The sequence below is a fragment of the Variovorax sp. J31P207 genome (genome assembly GCF_030316965.1).
In the GTDB taxonomy this organism is placed as follows: Bacteria; Pseudomonadota; Gammaproteobacteria; order Burkholderiales; family Burkholderiaceae_C; genus Variovorax; species Variovorax ginsengisoli_B.
Map to the genome: position 1 here is coordinate 404,741 of NZ_JASZYN010000002.1, position 23,679 is coordinate 428,419.

Here is a 23,679-nt window from a genome sequence, read left to right on the forward strand (position 1 = left end):
TCCGTTGATTTTATTTCTCGACAGTGTCAGACCGGCCGGACCGGCGGATAGTCGAATCGCAGTTCCAGGTGGTCGGCATGCGGTTGATAGAGGCGCAGCACGATGTAGAACGGTCCATCCTTCGGCGCCGGCAGCCAATTGACGCCTGGGCCCGGATCCTCGGCCTGCAGGCGAATCGCAAGGCTGCCGTCGGCGTCGTGGCGCAAGCCCGGCGTGCGATCGCCGATCGAATACCGGTGGATGGGATTGGCGACGAAGAGGCAGTCGCTGCGGCGGTACATCGTGAGTGACCAGAAGGCGCCCACCTTCGGTCCCTTGCCCGGTGCGAACCGCAATTCATATCGCCGCGATCCGTCCAGCGGCGCGCCCTGCGCGTCCACTTCCGCGGTGGGATACATCGCCTCCTCGATGCCCAGGGCGCCGATGAAGTTGCGAGCGATGCGGGCGCGCGCCAGGTAGTCGTCGCCCCAGTGGGTTCTCACCACGACCGGGATCGCCCACCCACCGCCCAGATCGCGAGGGTGGTTGCCTGTTCGCAGCCGGTCGTACACCGCCGGCAGGGACGCTGCGAGGTCGACTGCCGCAGGAGGCCACGCCAGGTGTTCTCCCGGAAGGGGTGGATTGCGGCGGAGCGCAGCGTCCAGGACCGACAGATACAGGTCCGCGGAGGGGATGCGGGTATCCCGCCCGTCGATCCATGTGTCCACCGCCATGGCCGCGTCGCTGCCATCCGGGCGAACGAGCCGCATCAAGGATTGCGACTCTCGAACACGAGCAGCATCCTCGCCGTCGCCCTCCACGAGATGGCGTCCTATGAGCCACACGTCATCGCCGGGGGCGGCAATCGTCAGCGTCACGTCCGCCGGGACGGCCCCGCGCCAGCCGGGCCCGTGCACCATCGTGCGCTGGGGCCTGCCGCCGGTGGTCCTGCGGCCCACGTAGGCGAACGGATTCGTCCATGCGTCCAGCAACCCCAGGGTCCAGTAGCGGTCGCCCATGTCGGGCGTCTCGATGATGACCGGTCCCTCGGAGAGGTCCAGCCAGGCATTGCTGTAGACCGTGTCGTTGTTGGGGCTCACGACCTCCCTGTCCTCAGGCCCGAGCCGACGGTGCGTATGAGTGAACTGGTTGACCCATCGCACGGTGGAGCCCGGGTTCGGCGCCGCGAAGCCGAAGGCGGCATGGCGACGCGCTGTCGTCGCCGCGCGCATCCGCATCATTTCGAACAGCGGCAGCGACTGGACGACGGCATCGTCGCAGCCGTGCGCGATGGAGGCGACCTCCGAGGTCATGGCCTGCGCCTGCGGCGTCATGCCACCACCCCGGCGCTGCGAAATTCGTCGATGTCGCGGCCCGTGAATCCGAGTCCGCCCAGGAGCCGATCCGTGTCGGCGCCGCAGGCCGGCGCGGCCGACGGCACGGCGCGCGGTGAATCGCCCAGCCGGTAAGGCAGCGCCAGGGCCGGGTAGCCCTGACCCGTCGGGCCATGTGCATCGACCAGGATTCCACTGGCCTGGACGTCCTTGCTCTGCAGCACCTGCTGGTAGCTGCGGACGGACCCGACCACGATCTGGTGGCGGCTCAGCAGCGCCACGCACTCCTCGCTGGTCAAGGACGAGAGGCATTCGCGCAGCACCATGCGGAGCTCGGCGCGATGCTGCACCCGAAGGGCGTTCGTCCGGAATCGAGGGTCCGTCGCGAGCGACTCGCGCCCCATCGCTCCGCAAAAGCGTGTCCAGTGCTCGTCGGCATAGGCGGACAGGACGATGTGCCCGTCCCGCGTCGGCACGACCTCCGCAGCCGGCGCATTGTTCGGCTGGCCATCGCCGATGCGCGTGGGCTCGGGCGCACCTCCGAGATAGTCGCACCATGTGGTTGCCTGCAGATGCATGGCCACCTCGAGCAGCGATGTCTTCAGCGTCTCGCCGGCACCCGTCCGCTCGCGGCCGTAGAGTGCCGCGAGCACAGCCTGCGCACCGAGATGCGCAGCAGCGGCGTCGATGATCGGAACGCCCACCTTCTGTGGCAGTCGGTCCGGCTCGCCCGTGACGGACATCAGGCCGCTCTCCGCCTGTGCGGCGATGTCGTAGCCGGGCCGCTCGCTCGAGGGCCCCAGGTCCCCGAACCCGGAGATCGACAGGTAGATGACCCTGGGGAACCGCTCGCGCACCGCCACCGGTCCCAGGCCCAGCGCGTCCACCGCACCCGGGCGCAGGTTCTGGATGACGACGTCGCTTTCGCCGATCAGGCGCCACGCGATGTCCCGGCCGGCATCGCTCTTCAGGTTGAGCGCAATGGATTGCTTGCCGCGGCTGTAGGCGCGGATCATCGACTCGCCATAGCGGCCGATGTGCCTGGCCTGGTCACCGGCCAGCGGCTCGATCTTGATCACCTGCGCGCCCAGTTCGGCCAGCACCATGGCGGCGCCGGGCCCGGCGATGTACTGCCCCATGTCGATCACCCGCACATTCTTCAGCGGGGCGGCGGGTTCAGAGGTCTCTTTGGATCTGGTGTTCATTGGCCGCGACGTTATCGCCTTCCGCGATTCTTGAAAATTCGATAATCGTGAGGGAGTGATCACGATTCGATATAGCCGGAGCCGCCGAAATGGATACAAAGACCGCCCGCCTCGTCCGCACGCTGCGACTGAGACACCTCGAACTGCTTGTCGCGCTCTCCGAGACCGCCACGATGCGCGGTGCGGCGGCGCGATTGCATCTGAGCCAGCCCGCGATCAGCAAGATGCTGGGCGAGGTCGAAAGCTGCTTCGGGGCCAGGCTGTTCGAACGCAGCCACCAGGGGATCCATGCGAATGCACTGGGCGTCAGTGCAGCATTCAGGGCGAGAGCGGTTCTGAACGAACTGGCCCGCGCAACCGAAGACGTCGACGCATTGCAGAGCGGTGTCACCGCGGTTCTGCGTGTGGGGACCCCGTCGGTGACCGCGGCCGTTCCAGCGGCCATCGTCAGGCTGCGGGAGCGAATGCCCGGCGTCGCGGTGCAGCTGAGGGAGGGCCGCGTCCACGAGCTCATCCATCGACTGCTGCAAGGAGAACTGGACTGCGTCTTCGGCGCCATCACGCCCGAACTGCTCTCCAGCGACATGGTTCCCTTGCTGGAGCCCGCTGTGCTGCTGAAGGACGCGCTGTGCGTGCTGGCTTCCGCTTCGAACGAAAGCATCGCCGCACGAAGCTATCAATGGGCCGAGCTGCGAGCGGCAAAGTGGGTACTGCCGCCCCGGGAGACGCTGGTTCGACAGGCTTTCATGACGGCCTTTCTCAACAGCGGCGTGACGCCGCCCGTGCCGGTGATCGAGGCCATGTCGTCGGTGACGATCGGCACGGTGCTGCGCCAGGATGCCTCGCTGCTGTGCGCGGTACGGCTGGAGCATGCGGTGGACGAGATCGCCAGGGGCGGTGCGCGAAGGCTCGATGTCTCGCCCTCCATCGACCTTCCATCGTTCGGCCTTTTCTTCCGGAGGGACGGGATGGAGAGGCCCTTGGTCCTGACGGCGTTCGCCGATGCCATACGCCACGTGAGCCAGGTCGCCGCGCCGAAGAGACGGGCGGCAAGACGCCGGTTCGAGGTCAATTCAGCGGGAACTGCCTGATCAGGCCATCGAGGAATTTCTGCTCATCCTCGACCGCGGCGGCGAAGTCGCGGGTGGAGCCGAACACAGGCTCGGCGCCGAGTGCCTGCACCACCTGCCTGGCCTCCGGATCGGCGGCGAGCCCCTTCAGCATGGTTTCGATGCGCGCCACGACTTCGGGCGGCGTCTTGCGCGGCACGAACAAGCCATACCACGAGCCGCGTGCGGGCACGTTCAGGCCCGCCTCGCGGAAGGTGGGCACATCGGGCGCTTCGGGCGAACGCTGCTCGGCGTTCACGGCGAGGATGCGCAACAGGCCGGAACGATGCTGTGGCAGCGGCGCCGCGATGCTGGTGATGCCGATCGCGATGTGGCCGCCGAGCAAGTCGTTGACGACCGGGCCGGTTCCCTTGTAGGGCACGTTCACGCTGTCCTTGATACCGCTGACCGCGAAGGTGCGCTTGCCGTACAGGTAGGACAGCTGCTGCCCGGAACCCCACGTGCAGGGCGTGGGTGCGCTGTTGCAGTAGCTCACGAGTTCCTTGAAGGTCTTGATGCCGCTCTTGCCATTGACCGAGATGGCCGAAGGCGTGCGCGCAAGTTCCGAGACAGGCGCCAGCGAACCCACCGGATCGAAGGAAAGGTCCTTCGCGTTGTGCTTGAGCAGCAGCAGCGAGGGAATGGTCAGGAGCATCGTGTAGCCATCGGCCGGCGATTGCGCAACGCGCTGCGTCGCGATCAACCCGTCGGCGCCGCCCTGGTTTTCGACGATCGCAGGCTGGTTCCAGGCCTCCTGCATGCGCTTGGACAACAGCCGAGCAACGCCGTCCAGCCCTCCGCCGGTGGATGCCGACACCACGATCGTGATGCGGTGGTTCGGGAAGTCGCCCTGCGCGAACGTCGGCAATGCGAGCGCCGCGATCAGGGCCGCCAAGGGGTAGCGGGTCTTCATGCTGTCTCCTGTGTGTCGTTCGACGGGGCCACCGTGTTCTCAGGGATAGGCCCAGGGCCGGCGCTCCCGGTCGGCGAGGCGGTAGCGGTCGATGGCCGGCTGGTGGGTGCGCGTGAGCGCGATCTCGTCCAATCCCTCGCGCAGCATCCGGCCGAGCAGCGGCGGCACGCTGAAGGCATGGACCTCCCCGGTCAGCGGGAGGGTGACGGTGCCCTGCTCGAGGTCGACCGCGAGCACACAGCGCCCGCCATCGCCGCGCTCGCGACGCATGTGTTCGGCCAGCGCCAGCACCGTGTCGGCCGGAAGGCGAACCGGCACGATGCCGTTGCGGAAGCAATTGCTGAAGAAGATGTCGCCGAAGCTGGGGGCGATCAGCGCACGGAAGCCGCGTTCACGCAGCGCACGCGGCGCCGCCTCTCGCGACGATCCGCAGCCGAACATCGGGCCGGCCAGCAGGATGCTGGCGCGGTTCCAGGGCGCCTGGTTCAGCAGGAAGTCCGGTTGCGGGCTGCCGTCTCTGCATGTGGCCCATTCGGCGAACAGGCCTTCGCCAATGCCATCTTCCGAAAGGCGCGCGAGAAAGCGCGTGGGAATGATCTGATCGGTGTCCACGTTGGCGTACATCAGCGGTGCGGCGATGCCGGTCACATGTTGCAGGCTTTCCATCAGGTGTGCGCCTCCTTGCGCGGATCGGCGATATGTCCCGCAACGGCCGATGCGGCCACAGTCAGGGGACTGGCCAGGTGCGTGCGCGTGCGTTTGCCCTGGCGATTCTCGAAGTTGCGATTGCTCGTGCTGATCACGCGTACATCCTCCAGCCGCCCGCGGCCGCTGCCGCACATGCCGCAGCCCGCGTCATGCCATTCGAAGCCGGCTTCGCGAAAGACGGCATCGAGCCCTTCGGCCTCGGCCGCCCGTTTCACGCCGGCCGAACCGGGCACGCAGATCGCCGTCACGTGCGACGCGACCCTGCGCCCCCGCAGGTACTCGGCGGCCAGCCGCAGGTCGGACAGCCGTGCATTGGTGCAGGTACCGATGTACGCGACATCGATGCGCACCGACTCGAGCGCCGTACCCGGCATGAGTTGCTGATAGGCCAGCGCCGCCTTCGCATTCGCGCGCGACGGTCCGTCGCCGGCCTCTTCAGGCACGGGCACGCTCGAGTTCACCGGGGTCACGTGCTGCGGGCTGGTGCCCCAGGTGACTTGCGGCTCGAGCGTGTTCACGTCGATGAACACCTCGCGGTCGAAGAGCGCGAGCGCATCGGTGGCGAGCGAACGCCAATGCGCCACCGCCATGTCCCAGGCAGCGCCCTTGGGCGCATGGGCACGACCCTCGAGGTAGTCGAACACGGTGTCGTCCGGCGCCACCACGCCGTACTTGGCCGAGCACTCCACGGCCATGTTGCACAGGGTCATCCGTGCCTCGACCGGCAGCGCCCGGACGGCCTCGCCCGCGAATTCGATCGCGAAGCCCGCACCGCCGCCAGCACCGATCTCACCGATCAGACGCAGGATCATGTCCTTGGCGGAGACGCCCGGACACAGCCGGCCTTCGAAATTGACGCGCATGAGTTTCGGTCGGGTCTGGGCGATCGTCTGCGTGGCCAGCACATGCACGCCCTCGGAGGTTCCGATGCCCCAGCCGATCGCCCCCAGGCCGCCGAGCGTGCAGGTGTGGCTGTCGCCGCATACGATCATCAGGCCCGGCAGCGCGATGCCCAGTTCGGGCGCGATCACGTGCGTGATGCCCTGGCGAGGGTCCTCCACATCGATGAGCTCGATGCCGAGTTGCTGCGAGAGATGCCGCGACTCGCTGATCATCTGGGCGGCCACCGGCGTCCATCCATCGCGCCGCTGGGGCTGCGGCCTGGTCACGAGCAGGTGATCTATCACCCCGAACACTTGCGAGGGCGAGGCCGGTGCATGGCCTTCGGTCACCAGCGTGCGCATGATCGCGCCGCCGGTCACGTCATGCAGGAGCAGCCGATCGGCCTGCAGCAGCCAGGTGCCGTCGCCCAGGTCAGCGATGGCGTGTTCGTTCCAGACCTTTTCGAAGTAGGTCAGAGGGCGTGTTTCCATGGACCCGGCCTCAAGCTTCCGCATGCACTGGCCGCCGAGGTCCTCCGACTCGCGAGGGCGCTGCGCCTATGGCTCGCGTGACGGCCATCGGCGTTCCGCCCCAGCGTTGACGGGCAAGCCAGCTGGCCAGACCCTTGTCCATCACTTCGGTATGGCCCGGGAACCAGTCGGCAAGAGCGACGGCGAACGCACGGACCACTTCAGTGCGGCCTTGCGCCAGTGCGGCCTTGACCTGACGCAGACTTTCCAGGACCGCCGCATGCTCGTCGACGTGACAGCGCGCCGAGTCGTATCGCGAGCTTCGCATCGCTTCCTCTTCCTGTGCGAAATGCGTGCAAGCGTGTCGTTCGAAGACTGCGAGTGCGGCCTCCAGGGCCTCGTCATCCGATGTGAGCAACGCATCGACGCAATCGACGAATTCGCGGTGCGCCAGATCCATTCCTTGTTCGCCGAGCGCGAACCCGTCGTCCCATGCGAGACGCGGCATGAGGCGCTGGGTGCCGCTCACGGATTGCTCCCGAGTCCTGCCTCGCGAATCACGTTGCTGAGCTTCTTCACGTCCTGCTCGAGCCACTGTCGCGCGTCAGCCGAGCCCACGAACTTCGGCTGCACTTCCAGCTCGTTCAGGCTCTTCATGACGGCGGGGTCGTTCATCGCATCACGGAAGGCCTTTTCCAGACGTTGCAGCACGGGTGCCGGCGTTCCGGCCGGCGCCGAGATCGTCACCAGCTGCTCGTTGCCGTCGAGCTCCGGATAGCCCTGCTCGCCCGTGGTTCCGGCGTTCGGCAGCGCAGGCAATCGCTTGTCGCGCTGGACTGCGATCACCCGGAGCCCCGCGCCGTCCATCTGCTTGACCAGGGAGCTGTAGGGCAAGACGCACGCGTCCACATCGCCCGCCTTCATCGCGGTCAACGCCGGTGCCACGCCGTTGTATGGGACATGGGTGATGTTGAGCTTCTTGCCGGGATTCTTCTTCTGGTAGGCGAACCTCAGCATTTCAAGTTGCAGGTGGTTGATTCCGTTGGCCCCGGTGGAGCAGATGCTCAGTCCGCTCGGCTTGCTGTCGGCCAGGGCGACAAGCTCGGACAAGGACTTCGCGGGGGTGGCTTCGCTCACCGCGAACAGCGACGTATAGATGCCGAGGCCGGCGATGGGCGCGTAGTCCTTCAGGTAGAAGTCGTGATTGCGGACCAGCAGATGCACGAAGCCGAATGCCGATCCGGATGCGATGAAGAGCGTGTAGCCGTCGGGCTTGGCCGTGGCAGCCGCGCGTGCGCCGACCGCACTGCCAGCACCGGGCCGGTTGATGACCAGCACCGGCTGGCCGAGGATCTCGTCGAGCTTCTTGCCCAGCACGCGTGCAGTTGCATCTAGGCTGCCGCCGGCAGCAAAGGGCACGATGATGCTGATCGGCTGCTGGGGGTACGCCTGCCCCGCAGCCAGCGCGGTCGAAGCGCCCGTGCAGGCGAACGCCGAAATCAGCAGCGAGGAAATTGCGCGCCGGCCGAGCTTCGGCACTTGAAAGGTGGAGCGGGCGCGACGCGCCAGCCCGACGATGGTCGGGATCATTGCTTGTCTCCTTGAGGAATGACTGTCTGTGAATCGGTTCAGGCGCTCAGTTCTGAGCGGGGGCGCCTTCATTGGGCCGGGCCGTTGCCATGAGGGCATCCGAGTCCTCGGGGTCGGCGTCTTCCGGCAAGACCGTCTGGGTGGCCCGGACACGGTAGAGATGCGGCATGAGCGAGCCCTCGGGCCGCACGCCGCGATCGCCGCACGCGACGGCCGCATCGATCAGCGTGCGACGCATCGCCACCACGGCCCGGTCGCTGCTGCCCAGGTTTTCGCGCGTGCGATCGACGATGGCACCCGCCGATTCGCAGACCATCGCATCCTGGGCACGAACCCCCGCGATGCCGGTGAACGACTGCGTCTTCTGCGCATCGCGATCGATCAGGTAGTTGTTGTCCTTGCGCTCCGTCGGCACCGTCGTCCCCGGAACGACCTTCCGATGCGCGACATCCCCGTTGCGCCATGCCGCCAGCTCCTTGTCACCCAGGGGATGCTCCGGGCGGAAGGTCACGCAGATCACCCAGCAGCGCTCGTCCGTCATGGGCACCCACATGCGGACCAGCTGGGCATCGTTGGGATGCGGCGGGATCATGGTGTAGAACGGCGTCAGGAACTGGTTCAAACGCCAGTAGCGCTGCCCGTCCGCCGTCCGACGACCGTTGCATGCCATGAAGCCGGCCGGTGTCGGGACGATCTTCCAGGTCGGCGCCTTGTCGTCACGGAAGTACTCGCCCGTCAGCGTCTGGGCGTCGCCCTCGATCTTGTTGACGAGGCTGTGCAGGAAGCCCACGTGCGCGCTGTCCAGCTCGCCTTCCATCGCCTGGGCGTAGTTGCAGTCCTGCTCCCAGCGCGACGCGTAGATGTGATCGTCCGGCAGACCCAGAAACTCGAAGTCGGGCAGCGGTGGCGCATCGCCCTCTCCCATGTACACCCACAGGACTCCACCGGCCAGACGCGCGGGATAGGCGACCGCGCGGACTCTGGAACGCATCGGGCTGCCTGGCGCTTCGGTGGGCATGTCGAGGCACTGGCCTTCGACCGAGAACTTCCACCCGTGATAGACGCAACGGATACCGCCTTCTTCATTGCGGCCGAAGAACAGGCTGGCCGCGCGATGCGGGCAATGCTCGTCGAGCACCCCGATGCGGCCCTCGGTATCGCGAAATACCACCAGGTTCTCGCCCAGCAGGGTGAGTCGTACCGGCGGCTCGTCCGCTGCCGGGATCTCGCGCCCGAGCATCGCCGGCGTCCAGAAGGAGCGCATCAGCTTGCCCATCGGGGTCTCGGGTCCGGTACGCGTCAGAATGGCGTTGTTCTCTTTGCTCAGCATGGCTTGGGAAGGTTGATTGTTGCGGTTGTGCGGGCGCAGGCTGGAGTGCGGCCGACCACGGGAGTCAGTCGGCCTTGGCGCCGGATGCCCTGATCACCGGTGCCCACTTCAGAATGTCGGCGCGGATGCGCTGGTCGTACTCATGAGAAGTGGAGCCCACCGGGTCCAGCCCCATCTCAAGGAGTTTCTGCGCGAACTCGGGCGTGCGGGCCGCACGGGCGATGTCCGCGCTGATCTTCTGCACGATCGACGCCGGGGTTCCCGCGGGCGCGATCACGCCGACGCTGCTTTGGCCCGATACGCCCGGCACGGTCTCGGCGACCACGGGGATATCCGGCACGCTCGCGGGGCGTTCGGGACTGAACAGGGCGATGGGTTTGAGCTTGCCCGCCTTGATGAGGCCGGCACTCGCGTAGAAGGTATCCATGAGCAACGGCACCTGCCCGCCCATGACATCCTGCTGCGCCGGTGCTCCCCCGCGATAGGGCACGTGGACGATGTTCACACCCGCCTTTGCCTTCAGCAGCTCCATCACCAGATGGTGCGCCGTGCCGCTTCCCGGGCTGGCGTAGCTGAGGCTGCCGGGCTGCCGACGCGCAAGGTCGAGCAGTTCCGCGAGGTTGCGCACCGGAAGGGACGGGTTGGCATCCAGGATGATGTGCTGTACGCCCACCTCCGAGACGGGCTGCAGGTCCTTCAGCGTGTCGTAGGGCAGGTCCGACCGCAAGGTCGGATTGATCGCATGGGACGACACTGCGATGCCCAGCGTATAGCCGTCGGGGGGTGCCTTCGCGACCACGTTGGTGGCGAGCACCGCACCGGCGCCGGGTCGGTTGTCGACGATCACCGGCTGTCCCCACAGGTCCGAGAGTTTCTGAGCCAGCAGACGGCCCTGCGCGTCGGTCGATCCGCCGGGCGGAAACGGAACGATGAGGCGCACCGGCCGGTTGGGCCAGGCCTCCTGCGCCCGTGCCCAGGAGGCTGCGACCAGCGGAATCAGCGGCAGCGCCAGGCGCATCCTGTTTTTCATCGCATGTCTCCTTGACCCTGTGGAAGGCCGCGTCATTCGTCTTCGTCCGGCATCGATCGCATCGGCGCGCCGCGACATCAATTGCATTATGCAAGTATTGAAGTGCGTTCACAATGCCCCTGGACAAGAATCGACGACATCGTCGCTATCGCTTTCCCGTACGCCGCGGGCCCCGTTTTCGCATCGCGACGCACCGCCACGGCTATGCTCGTCCGGCACCGCACGCCGCCCATCACTCATTTCGCGCCATGGCCAGCAAGAAGAAGCTCTCCCTCGAACATTGGATCTCCTATCGGTTCGGGCTCGTCGCCTCGCGCACCGGGGCCGTGATGTCCGCCCGCTACGTGGCCCCCCATGACCTGCCCATGCCCGCGTGGCGGTCGCTGGCTGTCATCGCGCGCTTCGGGCCGCTTTCCGCCGGGGAGCTCGGAGAACGAACTTCATCGGATCCGTTCCGGGTCGTGCGTGCGATCGACCTGCTGGTCAAGCGCGGACTCATCACGCGCAACCCCGATCCGTCCGACAGACGGCGAGCCCGGCTGGAGCTGACGTCCGCGGGCCGCGCGGTCTACGAGGAAATCGTCCAGGGCGCCATCGCCAACGAGAAGTTCATTCGCGCAGGCCTGACGGCGCAGGAAATCAGGCTGCTCGAGAGCATGCTCGACCGCATCGACGCCCAGGTACAAGCCCTGAGCGCAGGACTGTCCGGGCCGCCCGAAGCCGACGATCTCTAGGCGGGGAATGTCTTGCGGCAGGCTCCAATTATTTGCATAATGCAAGTAATTGGCGCCGCGATCGAGGTGCCTGCCAACTCCGCGAGGCAACCCCATGAAAGAAGAGCGTGCGACGTCCCAGCCGATTCGCTTCGTCGGCAAACGCCAGCAAGGCGGAGGCTATGGCAAGCCGCCTGGGCAGTCCGACGAATTCCTCACGCTGGTCGAACCCGGCACGCCTTGCGGCGAGTTCATGCGCCGCTACTGGCATCCGGTGGGCGTTTCGTCGAAGGTCACGACGGACCCGAAGCGGGTGCGCATCCTCGGCGAGAACCTGATCCTGTTCCGGGATGGCCAGGGCAAGCCGGGCCTGCTGCACGAGAACTGCGCACACCGCGGCACCTCGCTCTACTACGGCAAGGTCGAGGACCAGGGCATTCGCTGCTGCTACCACGGCTGGCTGTTTGCGGTCGACGGCGCGTGTGTCGAACAGCCCTGCGAGCCGGGCGGAGGACAGCATCGCGACAAGTGCCGCCAACCGTGGTACCCGGTGCAGGAACGCTACGGCCTCGTGTTCGCCTACATGGGGCCGCTCGATTCGATGCCCCCCCTGCCGACGTATGACGTCCTGGAGGGCCTGGGCCCGGACGAGGAACTGCAGCAGGAAGATCAGAGCTTCTACATCGGCGGCGGCGTCTCGCAGGAAAACCCGGTGGCGCCCTATAGCTGGCTGCAGAACTTCGAAAACGTGATGGACCCCTTTCACGTGGTGATCCTCCATTCGCGTTTCAGCGGCGTCCAGTTCCGCGAGCAGATGGCTGCGATGCCGACAGTGGAGTGGGAACTCTGCGACCACGGCGTCATGTACCGCTCGGTGCGCCAGGCCAAGGACGCGCAGTTCACGCGCATCACCCAGACCCTGCTTCCCAATGTCCGCATCGTTCCTTCGATCGAGCTGGCGCCGGGTCAAGGCCGGGAGGTCGCCTGGCTGGTGCCGGTGGACAGCCATCACCATCGCACATTCGGCGTGGCACGTGTCCCTAAGAACGAGGAGCCGCTCTATTCACGACGCTCTCGCATGGCGGTTTTCGAGGGCAAGACGTGGTCGGAAATGACCGAGGACGAGCACCGGCGCTTTCCGGGCGACTACGAGGCGCAGTCCACGCAGGGCAGCATTCCGGCGCACAGCGACGAGCACCTTGCCGGCAGCGACAAGGGCCTGGTGATGCTGCGCCGTCTGCTCGCGCGCCAGATCCGCGTCGTCCAGGAGGGCGGTGACCCGGAAGGAACGAGCCGGGAACAATCCAGGGTTTCGGTCAAGGCAGGGAACTTCTTCGAATGACCGGGTCGACCTTGTTCGACGTCAGGGTCGTGGCACTGCGCGAAGAAGCACCCGGTGTGGTTTCCTGCGAGTTGCGCGCGGTCTCGGGCGAGCTGCCCCCGTGTCCCCCGGGCGCGCACGTGGACGTGCATCTTCCCAACGGACTCGTGCGCCAGTATTCGGTGGTCCAGGCCGGGACCGGGAGCTACCATGTCGGCATCAAGCGCGATCCCGAAAGCCGCGGTGGATCGGCCTTCATGGCCGAATCGCTGCGCATCGGGAGCAGGCTGCGGATCGGCGCCCCGCGCGACAACTTTCCACTCGCCGCTTCGAGCGGCCGCGTCGTGCTGATCGCAGGCGGCATCGGCATCACCGCGCTTCTTCCGATGGCGCGGAGCCTCGAAGCATCGGGGCGAGACTGGACGCTGCACTACGCGGTGCGCACGGTGGAGGACGTGGCGTTCAAGCCTGCCGTCCGCGATCTGGGCGACAGGCTTCGCATTCACGCCTCGTCGGCCGAAGGATGCCGGCTCTCGATCGCGGGCATCGTCGAGCAACAGCCCGCCGGCACGCACTTCTATTGCTGCGGCCCGGCACCGATGCTCGACACCTTCTCGAAGGCCACCGCGTCCTTGCCGCGCGAGCAGGTTCATCTCGAGCGCTTTGGTGCCGAGCCCACGAGCGGAGGCCAGGAATTCGTGATTCGGCTGGCACGCAGCGGCGCGACGCTGCCGATCGCCGCGGACCAGACGATCATCGACGCGCTCCTGGCCGCGGGTCACGATGCGCCCTACTCGTGTCAGCAAGGCATTTGCGGATCGTGCGAGGTGAAGGTTCTCGAAGGCAGGCCGGACCACCGAGACGATGTCCTGACGGCGGCAGAGAAGGCTTCCAACAAGACCATGATGATCTGTTGCTCGCGCGCCTGTTCTGCCGAGCTGGTGCTCGACCTCTAGCCCGGCAACCGTGCCGCGGCCTCCTTCAGCGCCTGGGCAAAGGCAAGTGCCGCAGGCTTGGGCTGCGCGCCACGCCGCGACACCATGAACAGTTCGAGGTGAACCACGGGCTCGCGCAACATCGCCACGCCGAGGCCCTGCCCCAAGCACTCTTCCATTGCGAACGAAGGAACGATGGCGTGGCCGCGTCCCGCCCGAACCATCCCGATGATGGTCCCGATCAAGTTCATCCGCGGCCGCTCCTCGTGCGCGCGGCCCAGCCGGGCCAGGTGCTTCTCGATCACCACTTGAATCGGGTTGTCGGTCGGCAGGCTGACGAGCGGCAAGCCCGCGATGCTGCTCCAAGGCTGGCTGGGAGCAAGGCCGCCCGAGTCGGCTCCCGGCGGGCTGACGCGCATCAGCCTGAACTTGCACAAGGGCTGGCGCAGCAGGCCGACAGCGGGTTTGACGAAGAACCCCAGGCCGATGTCCGCCTCGCCGTCCAGCACCCGCTGGCGGACGACGCTCACGTCGACGTCCGCCAGGTCGACACTCACCTGCCGATGGCTGTCGGCGAACGCGCGAATCACCTCCGGCAGCAGGCTGGCCGATACCATGGGCGTGGCCGCCACCTGGAGCCGGGAACGCACCGCAGCCTCGGATCCACCCACGACGGCGCTCAGGGCAAGCAGTTCGGCGACGATGCGTTCGGCCACGGGTTGCAGCCGCCGACCCGCGCCGGTCAGGGTGACGGACCGCGTCGTTCGATCGAAAAGGCGCGCGCCGACCTGCTCTTCCAGTTCCTTCACCAGCATGCTCATGCCCGAAGGCGAGAGATGAACCTGCTCGGCCGCCTTGGCAAAGCTCTGCAGCCGCGCTATTTCAAGGAACGCATGCAGCTGACGGCTGCTCACATTGATCAATTTTGTTGACGAATTCATCAGAATATTCCGTTTGATCAATGTCAAAGGTACCGCTTTAATTGTCACCCAACTCCCAAAGAGACATCGCCGTGAACACTTCCAGGACTTTGCAGCCGTCGCCGTCATTCCGGCACCGCCGCCGCATTCTGCTCAGCGGACTCGCCGCGCTGGCGACCCCCTTCGCCCGCGCCCAAGGCTCGGCGGACGCTCCCGTTCGCCTGATCGTTCCCTTTACGCCCGGCACCGGCATCGACCTGATCGCGCGCCAGATCGCCCCCGGCCTTACCGAACGCCTCAAGCGCCCCTTCTTCGTCGAGAACAGGCCCGGCGCCTCGGGCAACATCGGCACGCAGGAGGTCGTTCGCGCGACACCGGACGGCACCACGCTGCTCGTGAGCGTCAACACGCTGGTCATGAACATGGCCCTCTATCCCAAGCTGGGATTCAATCCGGTGACCGATCTCGCGCCAGTCAGTCAGACGAGTTGGGGTCAACTGCTCCTGGTCGCGTATCCGGGCACCAAGATCGACTCCCTGCAGGAGTTGATCGCACGCGCCAAGGCAAAACCGGGTGCCCTGAACTACGGCTCGCCCGGTGCGGGCACGCCGCACCACCTGGCCATGGAGCTGCTCAAGAACCGGGCCGGGGTGTCCCTGACGCACATCAGCTATCGCGGCACCGCGCCGGCCGTCACGGACCTGCTGGGTGGCCAGATCGACGTCATGTTCCTGCCGATCCATGTCGCCCTGCAGCACGTGAAGGCGGGCAAGCTCAAGGCGCTTGCGATCAGCTCCGACAAGCCGAGCCCGTTGCTCCCTGAGGTGCCGCCGCTCAGCGTCCTCAAGCTCGGGAACATGAACGTCGACATGTGGTACGGCGTCTTGGCACCTGCAGGCACGCCGCGTCCGTACATCGAGCGCCTGAACAAGGAGCTGCGCGAGATCCTGGCGCAGCCGGCCATCGCCAAGGCCTTCGAGACCCAGGGCATGACGCCTGCCCACAGCACGCCCGAGGCGTTTCAGCAGATGCTGGCGGCAGACGCCAAGCGCTGGGCCGATCTGATCAAGGCCCAAGGCATCACCGCGGAGTAGGCAGAGCATGAACAAGCAATCAGCCATCTCGGCGCAATTCGATGCCGAGGTCGTCATCGTCGGTGGAGGTCCCGTGGGCATGGGCCTCGCCATCGAGTTGGGCCAGCGCGGCGTTCGCACCATCGTCGTCGAACGCTATCCGCAGCCCCAACCCATCCCCAAGGGCCAGAATCTCACCCAGCGCACGATGGAGCACTTCCACTTCTGGGGGGCGGAAAAGGAACTGCGGGCTGCGCGCACCATTCCACCGTCCTACGGGATCGGCGGCCTGACCGCCTACGGCACGCTGCTCGGGCCTCACAGCTACGACTGGCTGCAGCGCGACCTGGTCAAGCCCTACTACTTCACGTCCAACGAAAGGCTTCCGCAGTACGCCACCGAGGCGGTGCTGCGACGACGCGTCGCCGAACTTCCCTCGGTTCAGACGCTGTACGGCTGGGACGCGGAAGCAGTGACCCAGGACGCCAGCGGCGTGTCGGTCACGATCGGCGAGCGCGAAGGAAGCGGCCGGCGCGTCTTGAGGTCCGCCTACGCCGTCGGCTCGGATGGGGCCCGCTCGCTCGTGAGGGAGCACGCCGGCATCACGCAGACGCGCACCGACCACGACCGCATGATGGTGCTGCTGGTCTTCAAGTCGCATGAATTGCACAGGCTGCTCGAGTGCTACCCGGGCAAGTCCTACTACAACGTGCTGCAGCCGGCGCTGAAGGGCTACTGGAAATTCTTCGGTCGCGTCGACCTGGGCAGCACCTGGTTCTTCCACGCGCCGGTGCCTCCCGGCACCACCAAGGACAACTTCGATTTCGCGGCCTACCTTCGCGAGGCCGTCGGCGCGGAGTTCGACGTCGAGTTCGAGCACATCGGTTTCTGGGACCTGCGCTTCATGCTGGCCGACAACTATCGCGAGGGCCGCATCTTCGTTGCGGGCGATGCGGCCCACAGCCACCCGCCCTATGGCGGCTACGGCGTGAACTCCGGGCTGGAGGACGCGCGAAACCTCGGCTGGAAGCTCGCCGCGACGCTGCAGGGCTGGGGTGGCGAACGCCTGCTGGACTCCTACGACGCCGAGCGGCGCCCCGTGTTCGGCTCAACGATCCGCGACTTCATCGCCAAGTCGATCGATGCCGACCGGGAGTTCCTGGACGCCTACGATCCGGCCCGCGACCAAGCGGCGTTCGAAGCCGCCTGGCAAGCGCGCGCCCAGGGCGCGGTCGGCGAGGTGCACGCCTTCGAGCCCCACTACGAAGGCTCGACCGTGGTATGCGGGAGCGAAGGCCGAGTGAGCAGCGCGAAGGGATCCCACCGCTTCGATGCCCGCGCGGGGCACCACCTGGCACCCGCCGCGCAAGCGTCCGGCAAGAACATCTACGACGAGCTCGGCGCCGGATTCACGCTCCTGGTGATGGGCGGGCCGGCTTCGGCGGTCGAGGCGTTCCGCGAAGCGGCGGTCGAGCTGTCGCTGCCCCTGTCGATCGTGATGGCGGACAGCGGCGACGAAACTGCCCGCTACGCGGCCAAGCTGGTGCTGGTGCGCCCGGACCAGTTCGTCGCATGGGCAGCCGACGCGGCATCACCCGACGACGCGCGACGCGTGCTGGCCGTGGCGTCGGGCCAGGGGTGAATCCCGGGGCGGGCCGCCTCGCACCGCACCGGGCATTCGAGTCAAGCAGACGGCTCGACATCCAGCCGCACCACGATGCCTTCGAGCTCCGGCCGTGGCGCAGGATAGCGGCTCATCACCATCGGGTCGTGGCCCGGAATGATGTGGGCCGGACTGGGTGCCGCGGCGCGCAGCGCCTTGAACGACGCCACGGCGTCCGGCACGCAGTACACCCCGGGGAACGGCCTGCCGCTTTCCAGGTTGTCGTAGAAGTGCGTGGCGTCCGAGGCCCGCACGACCCAGCCGCGCTGCGTGTGAACGCGAACGAACTGCATGCCGGACGTATGTCCCCCGTCGGAATCAACTGAACAGGCGGCAATCGTCACGGGCGCGGCGAGCGGCCTGGGCCTGGCGATCGCGGAGACGCTCGCTGCCTGCGGTGCGCGCGTCACGCTGCTGGACCTCAACGACCAGTGATCGGAATGGCCTACATGGCCGCCAAGGCCGGCGCTGCTCATCTGGTGCGCACCAGCGCCCTGGAACTCGCCCGCCACGGCATTCGCGTCAATGCCATCGCGCCGGGGCCGTTTTCCACCAGCATCTCGGCTGATCGCGCCGACGAGGCGGAATTCCGCGCAGCCCAGATTGCCGCCGTCCCGTTGGGGAGAGTGGCCTTGCCCGACGAGATTCGAGGGCTCGCGCTCCTGCTCGCGTCCGACGCCTGAGAATCCGCGCGTCAGCGGCTTGCCGCTCGAACCTGGCCCGGTAGCCCGTCGTGCAGACCACATCGCGTGAGTCCACACGCCTCCGCGATCACGCGGCGCGGTCTTACAGGCCCACGATGCATGCGCTTCAGAATGACCGAAACAACTCAGAGGTCACTCCATGAAAGCCATTGCATCCATCGCTATCGCCATCAGCACGATCATGACGCTCGCCGCGTGCGACGTGAAGAAGACGGCTGACGGGAACATCACGGTGCCGAAGTACGAAAAGACGCAAGAGGGCGACGTGACGCTTCCCAAGTACGACGTGACGGCTCCCGACGTGAAAGTGACGAAGGAAGAGAAGACCATCACGGTCCCGACAGTGAAGACAGAGGAAAAGGTGATCGAGGTCCCCAAGGTCTCGGTGACCCCTGCCAAGGACAAGTAGCCCGGCACGTCCCATGACAACTTCTCCGCGCCGATCCTTTCTCCTCGCCGCCGCCTGCCTCGGCATGGTCGCCGCCGGCGCAGTACCGTGGCGCGCGAACGCCGCCAGCCCGGCCACGGGTCCCGCCCCACTCGACCGGCTCAATGCGGCCCCCGAGACGCCGTTGCTCTCGCAAGGTTCGCGGGGCGCCGCCGTGATGCGCGCGCAGATCCTGCTCGACCGCGCCTGGTTCTCGCCCGGCGAGATCGACGGCGGCTACGGTGCCAACATGCGCCGCGTCGTCACGGCCTACCAGCGGTCGTTCGGTCTCACCGAGAGCGGCAAGGTCGACGCTGCGACCTGGGCCGCGCTCAAGGCCGACAGCGCGCCGCTGTTCACCACCCATGTCCTGACCGACAAGGATGTCGCGGGTCCCTACGCACCGACGCCGAAGGAGATGGCGGATCGAGCCAAGCTCAAGTCGATGGGCTACGAGAACCTGCGCGAGGCCCTCTCGGAGAAGTACCACATGTCGCCGAAGGCCCTGGCCGAGCTGAACCGCGCAGCGAAATTCCAGGCCGGCGACGAGATCGTGGTCGTCAACATCACCGGCGCGGCCGATACCGGCGTCGTCAAGGCCGCCAAGTCGATCGAGATCGACAAGAGCGAACACATGCTGTTCGTGCTCGACGGCACGGGCAAGGCGCTGGCCGGCTTTCCGATCAGCATCGGCGGACCGCTCGACCCATTGCCCCTGGGAAGGATGAAGATCATCAACGAAGTGAAAGACCCGACCTTCACCTACGATCCTTCGATCCTCAAGAACGCGCCGGCCGACGCGGTGAAGGTCGACGTCGCTGCCGGGCCGAACAACCCGATCGGCAATGTGTGGATGGGCCTGTCGAAGCCGCACTGGGGCATCCACGGCACGCCGGCGCCCGATCGCGTCGGCCACGAGGAAACCAATGGCTGCATCCACCTGACCAACTGGGATGCGGCCCGCCTGTCCCAGCTGGCGAAGGCCGGCTTCGCGGTCGAGGTCAAGGCCTGAGAGGGCGGCTTCCGTGCACCTGTCTCGCGTTCGACTGGCGGTGGCGTGCGCCTGTCTCGCCGCGTGCTGCGGCGCGCTGGCGCAATCCGCCAGCGAGCACATCGGGCCGGCGCTTCTCGCGGCCCGTCCGTTGCAGTTCCCGGTCGACGGCATCCGCCCGGAGACGGTGCGCGACACCTTCGAGGACGGCCGTCCCGGCCATCGCCACGAGGCGCTCGACATCATGGCCCCGCTCGGTACGCCCGTGCGCGCCGCGGACGATGGCAAGCTGGTCAAGCTCTTCGACAGCAAGCCGGGCGGGCTCACCATCTACCAGTTCGACCCCGCCGGGCAACTGGCCTACTACTACGCGCACCTCGACCGATACGCCGACGGCCTGCACGAGGGCATGCAACTGCGGCGCGGCGACCTCATCGGCTATGTGGGCACCACCGGAAACGCTGCGACCGGTGCGCCTCACCTCCATTTCGCGGTCTTCATGCTTGGGCCTGAAAGGCAATGGTGGAAGGGCGAAGCGTTGAACCCGCACAGCGCCCTGATGAGGGCGTCTCGATGAGCCGGTGCGAGGCCGGCCGCGATCCAAGACGGGTTCAGCGCGCCGCCGGCGGCTCGCCACCTCCCAGACTCCCCAATCTCTTCCTCAGGAACTCCGCAAACGCATAGGCAATCACCGGAAGCTGTCGACCCCGCAAGCTCGCCAGCACCATCTCGCCCCTGGGAAACCCGCGATCCTCGATATCGCGCGCGACGATGTCGCGGTCGTCCCAAGCGGCGCCGATGGCCATCTGGAACGAGATCGACCGCCGGTCATCCAGGCAGCCGCGCAAGAACTCGAAGCTGTTGCTTTCCACCATGGCATTGAGTTGGGTCGAACTGCGCGCCAGGAAGCGTTCCAGCAGCTGGCGCCCCCCGGTGTCGCGGTTCGGCAGCACCACCGGGTACTCGGCGCAGTCGCGCAGGCGCAGTGACGACGCGCTGCCGGCGGCGAGCGGATGCCTCGCATGCAGGATCGCCATGAGCTTCTGCTCGACCACGATCGCGCGCTGGATGTCGGCCTCCGGCGCCAGGTTGAACACCAGCGCCAGGTCGGTCTCGAAGCTGCGCAGCGCGCGTGCGGCCTGCACGTGGTCGCCGATGTGGACGTCGAAGGCGACCAGCGGATGCGCCTTGCGGAAGTCGCCGATCACCCCCGGCAGGAACCTTGGCGCCAGCGCCTGGCTCGCCACCAGGCGCACGCTGCCGCGCCGCAGGCCTTGCAACTCTTCGATCTCGGAGCGCACGCGCTCCAGGTCGGCGGCGCGGCCGCGGATGTAGCGCACGAACAGCTCGCCGGCCGCCGTCAGCCGCATGCCGCGCGGCAGGCGCTCGAAGACCGGCGTGCCGAGCTCGTCCTCGATGTCCTGGATGCGGCGGTTCACGGCGGAGGGCGCCACGTGCAGCCGCTCGGCCGCCTGGCGGATCGAGCCCGCGCGGGCTACTTCATCGACGTAACGCAGAAGACGCAAATGGTTCATGCGGCCCGTCTTGCAACCTTCGTGCCTTCGATGACCGTTGCCGTTCCGGCAACGCAGCAAACGCGAAAAAGCGTCACAGTGGCGCACTCCCGGGCACGTCGCGTGCATGACATCGGGCATGAAAGCCCCTTCGCGTCCCCCACGCCCCAGATTGGCGCGCAAGCTGCCTCCTGCGAGAGCATCGTTCGGCCCCGCCGCGCACAACGCCTGGCATTTGCAGGATGAAAACTGCGTGAGCTTCGTGCGCAAGGCACGCAAGCCGCGGCCGCTGCTGATCGCCGATGCCGCGCCGCAGGCCGTCGAGATCGACCTGGCGCGCACCGCGCTGCTGGTCGTCGACATGCAGAACGACTTCTGCCACGCCGAAGGCTGGTTCGCGCAGAAGGGCCTGGGCACCCAGGCCGCGCGCAAGCCGATCCCGATGCTGCAAGCGCTGTTGCCGGCCTGGCGCGATGCGGGCGGCGCGGTGGTGTGGCTCAACTGGGGCATCCGCGCCGACAAGCGCAACCTCGCCCCCACGGTCCAGTTCAAGGGCAAGCGCACGGCCGATGGCGTCGGCTATGCCGAGCACTCGCCGATCGACCATGGCCCCTCGCTGGTACAGGGCTCCTGGGGCGCGCAAGTCGTCGACGAGCTGTCCGTGGCGCCATCCGACATCAGCGTGCACAAGCATCGCCTGAGCGGCTTCTGGGACAACGAACTCGACACGCTGCTGCGCCAGCAGGGCATCACCACGCTGCTGTTCACCGGCATCAACACCGACCGCTGCGTGTTCTCGACCTTGCAGGACGCCAACTTCCTCGGCTACGACTGCGTGCTGCTGCAGGACGCCTGCAGCACGCCGTCGCCGGCCTACGTGACCAAGGGCGTGCTCTACCTCGTGGAGTTGCTGCACGGCTTCGTCGCGAGTGCCGAGTCGCTGCTCGACGCGCTTCGAGTCGTTTCTTCCACATCCTCATCCAGAACCAAGGAGTCTTGAGCATGAAATTCCCTCTCCCACGCGCCCTGCTGTCCGCCTGCGGCCTCGCGCTCGCGCTCACCGCGCTGCCGGCCGCGGCGCAGGTGCCGATCAAGGTGGTGCTGAACTGGAAATACGAAGGTCCGCAGGCGTGGTTCTTCCTGGCGCAGGACAAGGGCTACTTCAAGGAAGAAGGGCTCGACGTCACGATCGACCAGGGCGAAGGCTCGGCCGCGTCGATCCCGAAGGTGGCCGCGGGCGCCTACCAGGCCGGCTTCGGCGACATCAATGCGCTGGTCGACCTCGCGTCCCGGCGCCCCGCCGACGCCCCGGTGGGCGTCTACATGCTCTACAACACGCCGCCGTTCGCGCTGGTGGTGAAGAGCGACAGCCCGATCAGGACGCCCAAAGACCTCGAAGGCAAGACGGTCGGCGGGCCGGCCAATGATGGCGCACTCAAGCTGTTCCCGGCCTTCGCCAGGATCGCCGGGATCGACGCCGCCAAGGTCAACATCACCAACATGGCGCCCAACCTGCGCGAGCAGATGCTCTCGCGCGGCCAGATCGACGCCGGCTTCGGCTACGTCACCACCGTCAGCTTCAGCGCCAAGGGCATGGGACTCGACCCGGCGAAGGACCTGCGCTTCATCCGCTACGGCGACTACGGCATGGACCTCTATGCCAACACGGTGTTCTTCTCGAAGCGCTTCGTGAAGGAGAACCCGAAGGCCGTGGCCGGCTTCGTGAAGGCGCTCAACCGCGCGGTGAAGGAAGTCATCGCGAACCCGGATGCCGGCGTCGACCATGCGATCCAGCGCGAGCCCCTGCTCAAGCGCGAGGTCGAGAAGGACAAGCTGCTCGCCACGCTGAAGAACGACATGAGCCACCCCGAGATCGCGCGCATCGGCCTCGGTGACGTCGACGACGCGCGGCTGAAGAAAGACATCGCGATCGTCGTCGAAGCCAACGCGCTGCCGCGCACGCCCGAGCCGGGCGAGATCTTCGACCGCAGCTTCCTGCCGGCACGCGCCGATCGCCCTTCCGCCACCACCACCCACTGACCCCGCACAGGAGACCCCGACATGGATTTGCAACTGAAAGACAAGGTGACCCTCATCACCGGCCCCGCCAAGGGCATGGGCGCCGCCGTGACGCTCGCCTTCGCACGCGAAGGCGCCACGCTGGTGCTGGCCGGCCGGGACACCGCCGCCATCGAACCCGTGGCCGCCGAGGCGCGTGCGCTCGGCGTGCAGGCCATCGTGGTGCCCTGCGACCTGACCGTGGCGGCGCAGACCGAGGCGCTGGCCGCGCACGCGCTCGAGGCCTTCGGCCATGTGGACGTGCTGGTCAACGTGGCCGGCGGCTCGGGCCCGATCGGAAAGACCGGCTGGGAAACCAGCACCGAAGAGTTCAACGAGATCGTGCAGCTCAACATGACCGGCTGCTTCAACACCATCCACGCCATCCTGCCGTCGATGATCGCCCGCCGCAGCGGCAAGATCGTCAACGTCGGCGGCACCTTCGGCCTGCGCGGGCGCGCCGGCCGGCTGGCCTACTCGGCCTCGAAGTGGGGCCTGCGCGGCATCACCAAGAGCTTTGCGCTCGAAGCCGGCCCCTACAACATCAACGTCAACAACGTCGCCCCCGGCATGGTGGACGGCCCGCGCTTTCGCGAGAAGGTGTGCGCCAACATGGCCGAGAAGCTGGGCATCACGCTCGAAGAAGCCATGACGCGCCATGCCGCCGACTACGCTCTGAAGCGCGTCTCCACCGACGCCGACATCGCCAACGCCTGCCTGTTCATGGCGAGCGAGGCGTCGCGCCAGATCACCGGCGTCGACCTGCCCGTCGACGGCGGCTGGGCCGCACTCTGAACGCGCGAGGACATC

General features: G+C 67.0%; 26 protein-coding genes. 14 read left to right on the top strand and 12 right to left on the bottom strand.

Annotated elements, in window-relative coordinates; translation table 11 throughout:
• Positions 1–26 precede the first annotated feature (26 nt).
• Together QTI68_RS07490 and QTI68_RS07495 are read right to left on the bottom strand one after the other, a co-directional pair.
• Positions 27–1,313: a DUF1254 domain-containing protein gene (locus QTI68_RS07490; RefSeq protein ID WP_286520680.1), complete on the bottom strand. Its 1,287-nt coding sequence runs from the start codon at positions 1,311–1,313 to the stop codon at positions 27–29.
• Positions 1,310–2,518, bottom strand: coding sequence for a CaiB/BaiF CoA transferase family protein (locus QTI68_RS07495; protein ID WP_286520681.1), 1,209 nt, complete (start codon positions 2,516–2,518; stop codon positions 1,310–1,312). Before QTI68_RS07495 ends, QTI68_RS07490 begins: the two co-directional genes overlap by 4 nt.
• Before the next feature lie 89 nt (positions 2,519–2,607).
• On the opposite strand from QTI68_RS07495, the gene QTI68_RS07500 reads away from it, so the two are divergent.
• Positions 2,608–3,609, top strand: coding sequence for a LysR family transcriptional regulator (locus tag QTI68_RS07500; protein WP_286520682.1), 1,002 nt, complete (start codon positions 2,608–2,610; stop codon positions 3,607–3,609).
• Here the strand turns inward: QTI68_RS07500 and QTI68_RS07505 are convergent.
• The 7 genes from QTI68_RS07505 to QTI68_RS07535 form a co-directional block, all read right to left on the bottom strand.
• Complete coding sequence (locus QTI68_RS07505) at positions 3,587–4,540, bottom strand: Bug family tripartite tricarboxylate transporter substrate binding protein (protein WP_286520683.1); 954 nt, start codon at positions 4,538–4,540, stop codon at positions 3,587–3,589. The genes QTI68_RS07500 and QTI68_RS07505 overlap by 23 nt on opposite strands.
• Positions 4,541–4,579: 39 nt before the next feature.
• Entirely contained in the window at positions 4,580–5,206 is a 627-nt protein-coding gene (leuD, locus tag QTI68_RS07510) for a 3-isopropylmalate dehydratase small subunit (RefSeq protein WP_286520684.1), read from the bottom strand.
• Positions 5,206–6,621, bottom strand: a complete 1,416-nt coding sequence (locus QTI68_RS07515; protein ID WP_286520685.1) for a 3-isopropylmalate dehydratase large subunit — start codon at positions 6,619–6,621, stop codon at positions 5,206–5,208. The genes leuD and QTI68_RS07515 overlap by 1 nt, the downstream gene beginning before the upstream one ends.
• 10 nt (positions 6,622–6,631) lie before the next feature.
• Positions 6,632–7,129: a bacteriohemerythrin gene (locus tag QTI68_RS07520; RefSeq protein ID WP_286520686.1), complete on the bottom strand. Its 498-nt coding sequence runs from the start codon at positions 7,127–7,129 to the stop codon at positions 6,632–6,634.
• A complete protein-coding gene (locus QTI68_RS07525; RefSeq protein WP_286520688.1) occupies positions 7,126–8,262 on the bottom strand; it encodes a Bug family tripartite tricarboxylate transporter substrate binding protein in 1,137 nt (378 codons plus the stop codon). Before QTI68_RS07525 ends, QTI68_RS07520 begins: the two co-directional genes overlap by 4 nt.
• Complete coding sequence (locus tag QTI68_RS07530; protein WP_286520690.1) at positions 8,237–9,520, bottom strand: Rieske 2Fe-2S domain-containing protein; 1,284 nt, start codon at positions 9,518–9,520, stop codon at positions 8,237–8,239. The genes QTI68_RS07525 and QTI68_RS07530 overlap by 26 nt, the downstream gene beginning before the upstream one ends.
• 64 nt (positions 9,521–9,584) lie before the next feature.
• Positions 9,585–10,538 (bottom strand): tripartite tricarboxylate transporter substrate binding protein, encoded by a 954-nt coding sequence (locus tag QTI68_RS07535; protein ID WP_286520692.1) that lies wholly within the window; start codon positions 10,536–10,538, stop codon positions 9,585–9,587.
• Positions 10,539–10,663: 125 nt separating this feature from the next.
• Here QTI68_RS07535 and QTI68_RS07540 point away from each other — a divergent pair, with 125 nt between their 5' ends.
• The 3 genes from QTI68_RS07540 to QTI68_RS07550 all read left to right on the top strand — a co-directional run bounded on the left by QTI68_RS07540 (position 10,664) and on the right by QTI68_RS07550 (position 13,540).
• Entirely contained in the window at positions 10,664–11,284 is a 621-nt protein-coding gene (locus QTI68_RS07540; protein ID WP_286520693.1) for a MarR family winged helix-turn-helix transcriptional regulator, read from the top strand.
• Positions 11,285–11,378: 94 nt separating this feature from the next.
• The gene (locus QTI68_RS07545) at positions 11,379–12,605 is read left to right on the top strand and encodes an aromatic ring-hydroxylating dioxygenase subunit alpha (RefSeq protein ID WP_286520694.1); all 1,227 of its coding nucleotides are present in this window, start codon (positions 11,379–11,381) and stop codon (positions 12,603–12,605) included.
• A 29-nt stretch (positions 12,606–12,634) separates the two neighbouring features.
• Positions 12,635–13,540, top strand: coding sequence for a PDR/VanB family oxidoreductase (locus QTI68_RS07550; RefSeq protein WP_286520696.1), 906 nt, complete (start codon positions 12,635–12,637; stop codon positions 13,538–13,540).
• On the opposite strand, the gene QTI68_RS07555 is transcribed toward QTI68_RS07550, so the two are convergent.
• Positions 13,537–14,460: a LysR family transcriptional regulator gene (locus QTI68_RS07555; protein ID WP_286520698.1), complete on the bottom strand. Its 924-nt coding sequence runs from the start codon at positions 14,458–14,460 to the stop codon at positions 13,537–13,539. The genes QTI68_RS07550 and QTI68_RS07555 overlap by 4 nt on opposite strands.
• Positions 14,461–14,531: 71 nt before the next feature.
• Between QTI68_RS07555 and QTI68_RS07560 the strand changes: the two genes are divergently transcribed.
• Positions 14,532–15,533 carry a Bug family tripartite tricarboxylate transporter substrate binding protein gene (locus QTI68_RS07560; RefSeq protein WP_503011632.1) on the top strand — a complete coding sequence of 334 codons (1,002 nt, stop codon included), beginning with the start codon at positions 14,532–14,534 and terminating at the stop codon, positions 15,531–15,533.
• Between the two features lie 7 nt (positions 15,534–15,540).
• On the top strand, positions 15,541–17,154 hold the full coding sequence (locus tag QTI68_RS07565) for an FAD-dependent monooxygenase (protein ID WP_286520699.1): 1,614 nt from the start codon (positions 15,541–15,543) through the stop codon (positions 17,152–17,154).
• Positions 17,155–17,195: 41 nt separating this feature from the next.
• Here QTI68_RS07565 and QTI68_RS07570 read toward each other — a convergent pair whose 3' ends face one another.
• The gene (locus QTI68_RS07570; protein WP_286520701.1) at positions 17,196–17,468 is read right to left on the bottom strand and encodes an MBL fold metallo-hydrolase; all 273 of its coding nucleotides are present in this window, start codon (positions 17,466–17,468) and stop codon (positions 17,196–17,198) included.
• Here QTI68_RS07570 and QTI68_RS07575 point away from each other — a divergent pair.
• From QTI68_RS07575 to QTI68_RS07595, 5 genes are all read left to right on the top strand, one after another.
• Positions 17,467–17,610 (top strand): SDR family NAD(P)-dependent oxidoreductase, encoded by a 144-nt coding sequence (locus QTI68_RS07575; RefSeq protein ID WP_286520703.1) that lies wholly within the window; start codon positions 17,467–17,469, stop codon positions 17,608–17,610. The genes QTI68_RS07570 and QTI68_RS07575 overlap by 2 nt on opposite strands.
• 14 nt (positions 17,611–17,624) lie before the next feature.
• On the top strand, positions 17,625–17,858 hold the full coding sequence (locus tag QTI68_RS07580; RefSeq protein WP_286520704.1) for an SDR family oxidoreductase: 234 nt from the start codon (positions 17,625–17,627) through the stop codon (positions 17,856–17,858).
• A 160-nt stretch (positions 17,859–18,018) separates the two neighbouring features.
• Positions 18,019–18,288, top strand: a complete 270-nt coding sequence (locus tag QTI68_RS07585) for a hypothetical protein (protein WP_286520706.1) — start codon at positions 18,019–18,021, stop codon at positions 18,286–18,288.
• Positions 18,289–18,301: 13 nt separating this feature from the next.
• A complete protein-coding gene (locus QTI68_RS07590; protein ID WP_286520707.1) occupies positions 18,302–19,318 on the top strand; it encodes a L,D-transpeptidase family protein in 1,017 nt (338 codons plus the stop codon).
• Between the two features lie 13 nt (positions 19,319–19,331).
• A complete protein-coding gene (locus QTI68_RS07595; RefSeq protein ID WP_286520708.1) occupies positions 19,332–19,874 on the top strand; it encodes a M23 family metallopeptidase in 543 nt (180 codons plus the stop codon).
• A 34-nt stretch (positions 19,875–19,908) separates the two neighbouring features.
• Here the strand turns inward: QTI68_RS07595 and QTI68_RS07600 are convergent, their stop codons facing one another.
• Positions 19,909–20,832: a LysR family transcriptional regulator gene (locus QTI68_RS07600; protein ID WP_286520710.1), complete on the bottom strand. Its 924-nt coding sequence runs from the start codon at positions 20,830–20,832 to the stop codon at positions 19,909–19,911.
• Between the two features lie 232 nt (positions 20,833–21,064).
• Between QTI68_RS07600 and QTI68_RS07605 the strand changes: the two genes are divergently transcribed.
• From QTI68_RS07605 to QTI68_RS07615, 3 genes are read left to right on the top strand one after another with little or no spacing between them, the layout of a single operon-like run.
• Positions 21,065–21,811: a cysteine hydrolase family protein gene (locus QTI68_RS07605; RefSeq protein WP_286520711.1), complete on the top strand. Its 747-nt coding sequence runs from the start codon at positions 21,065–21,067 to the stop codon at positions 21,809–21,811.
• A gap of 2 nt (positions 21,812–21,813) precedes the next feature.
• The gene (locus tag QTI68_RS07610; protein ID WP_286520713.1) at positions 21,814–22,851 is read left to right on the top strand and encodes an ABC transporter substrate-binding protein; all 1,038 of its coding nucleotides are present in this window, start codon (positions 21,814–21,816) and stop codon (positions 22,849–22,851) included.
• A gap of 21 nt (positions 22,852–22,872) precedes the next feature.
• Positions 22,873–23,664 carry an SDR family NAD(P)-dependent oxidoreductase gene (locus QTI68_RS07615; RefSeq protein WP_286520714.1) on the top strand — a complete coding sequence of 264 codons (792 nt, stop codon included), beginning with the start codon at positions 22,873–22,875 and terminating at the stop codon, positions 23,662–23,664.
• Positions 23,665–23,679: the final 15 nt, after the last annotated feature.

Excerpts from the sequence above, each read along its gene's own strand:
- QTI68_RS07490 (WP_286520680.1), bottom strand. The coding sequence starts at position 1,313 with ATGACGCCGCAGGCGCAGGCCATGACCTCGGAGGTCGCCTCCATCGCG.
- QTI68_RS07495 (WP_286520681.1), bottom strand. The coding sequence starts at position 2,518 with ATGAACACCAGATCCAAAGAGACCTCTGAACCCGCCGCCCCGCTGAAG.
- QTI68_RS07500 (WP_286520682.1), top strand. The coding sequence starts at position 2,608 with ATGGATACAAAGACCGCCCGCCTCGTCCGCACGCTGCGACTGAGACAC.
- QTI68_RS07505 (WP_286520683.1), bottom strand. The coding sequence starts at position 4,540 with ATGAAGACCCGCTACCCCTTGGCGGCCCTGATCGCGGCGCTCGCATTG.
- leuD (WP_286520684.1), bottom strand. The coding sequence starts at position 5,206 with ATGGAAAGCCTGCAACATGTGACCGGCATCGCCGCACCGCTGATGTAC.
- QTI68_RS07515 (WP_286520685.1), bottom strand. The coding sequence starts at position 6,621 with ATGGAAACACGCCCTCTGACCTACTTCGAAAAGGTCTGGAACGAACAC.
- QTI68_RS07525 (WP_286520688.1), bottom strand. The coding sequence starts at position 8,262 with ATGAAGGCGCCCCCGCTCAGAACTGAGCGCCTGAACCGATTCACAGAC.
- QTI68_RS07530 (WP_286520690.1), bottom strand. The coding sequence starts at position 9,520 with ATGCTGAGCAAAGAGAACAACGCCATTCTGACGCGTACCGGACCCGAG.
- QTI68_RS07535 (WP_286520692.1), bottom strand. The coding sequence starts at position 10,538 with ATGCGCCTGGCGCTGCCGCTGATTCCGCTGGTCGCAGCCTCCTGGGCA.
- QTI68_RS07540 (WP_286520693.1), top strand. The coding sequence starts at position 10,664 with ATGCCCCTGGACAAGAATCGACGACATCGTCGCTATCGCTTTCCCGTA.
- QTI68_RS07545 (WP_286520694.1), top strand. The coding sequence starts at position 11,379 with ATGAAAGAAGAGCGTGCGACGTCCCAGCCGATTCGCTTCGTCGGCAAA.
- QTI68_RS07555 (WP_286520698.1), bottom strand. The coding sequence starts at position 14,460 with ATGAATTCGTCAACAAAATTGATCAATGTGAGCAGCCGTCAGCTGCAT.
- QTI68_RS07565 (WP_286520699.1), top strand. The coding sequence starts at position 15,541 with ATGAACAAGCAATCAGCCATCTCGGCGCAATTCGATGCCGAGGTCGTC.
- QTI68_RS07575 (WP_286520703.1), top strand. The coding sequence starts at position 17,467 with ATGCCGGACGTATGTCCCCCGTCGGAATCAACTGAACAGGCGGCAATC.
- QTI68_RS07570 (WP_286520701.1), bottom strand. The coding sequence starts at position 17,468 with ATGCAGTTCGTTCGCGTTCACACGCAGCGCGGCTGGGTCGTGCGGGCC.
- QTI68_RS07580 (WP_286520704.1), top strand. The coding sequence starts at position 17,625 with ATGGCCGCCAAGGCCGGCGCTGCTCATCTGGTGCGCACCAGCGCCCTG.
- QTI68_RS07585 (WP_286520706.1), top strand. The coding sequence starts at position 18,019 with ATGAAAGCCATTGCATCCATCGCTATCGCCATCAGCACGATCATGACG.
- QTI68_RS07590 (WP_286520707.1), top strand. The coding sequence starts at position 18,302 with ATGACAACTTCTCCGCGCCGATCCTTTCTCCTCGCCGCCGCCTGCCTC.
- QTI68_RS07600 (WP_286520710.1), bottom strand. The coding sequence starts at position 20,832 with ATGAACCATTTGCGTCTTCTGCGTTACGTCGATGAAGTAGCCCGCGCG.
- QTI68_RS07610 (WP_286520713.1), top strand. The coding sequence starts at position 21,814 with ATGAAATTCCCTCTCCCACGCGCCCTGCTGTCCGCCTGCGGCCTCGCG.
- QTI68_RS07615 (WP_286520714.1), top strand. The coding sequence starts at position 22,873 with ATGGATTTGCAACTGAAAGACAAGGTGACCCTCATCACCGGCCCCGCC.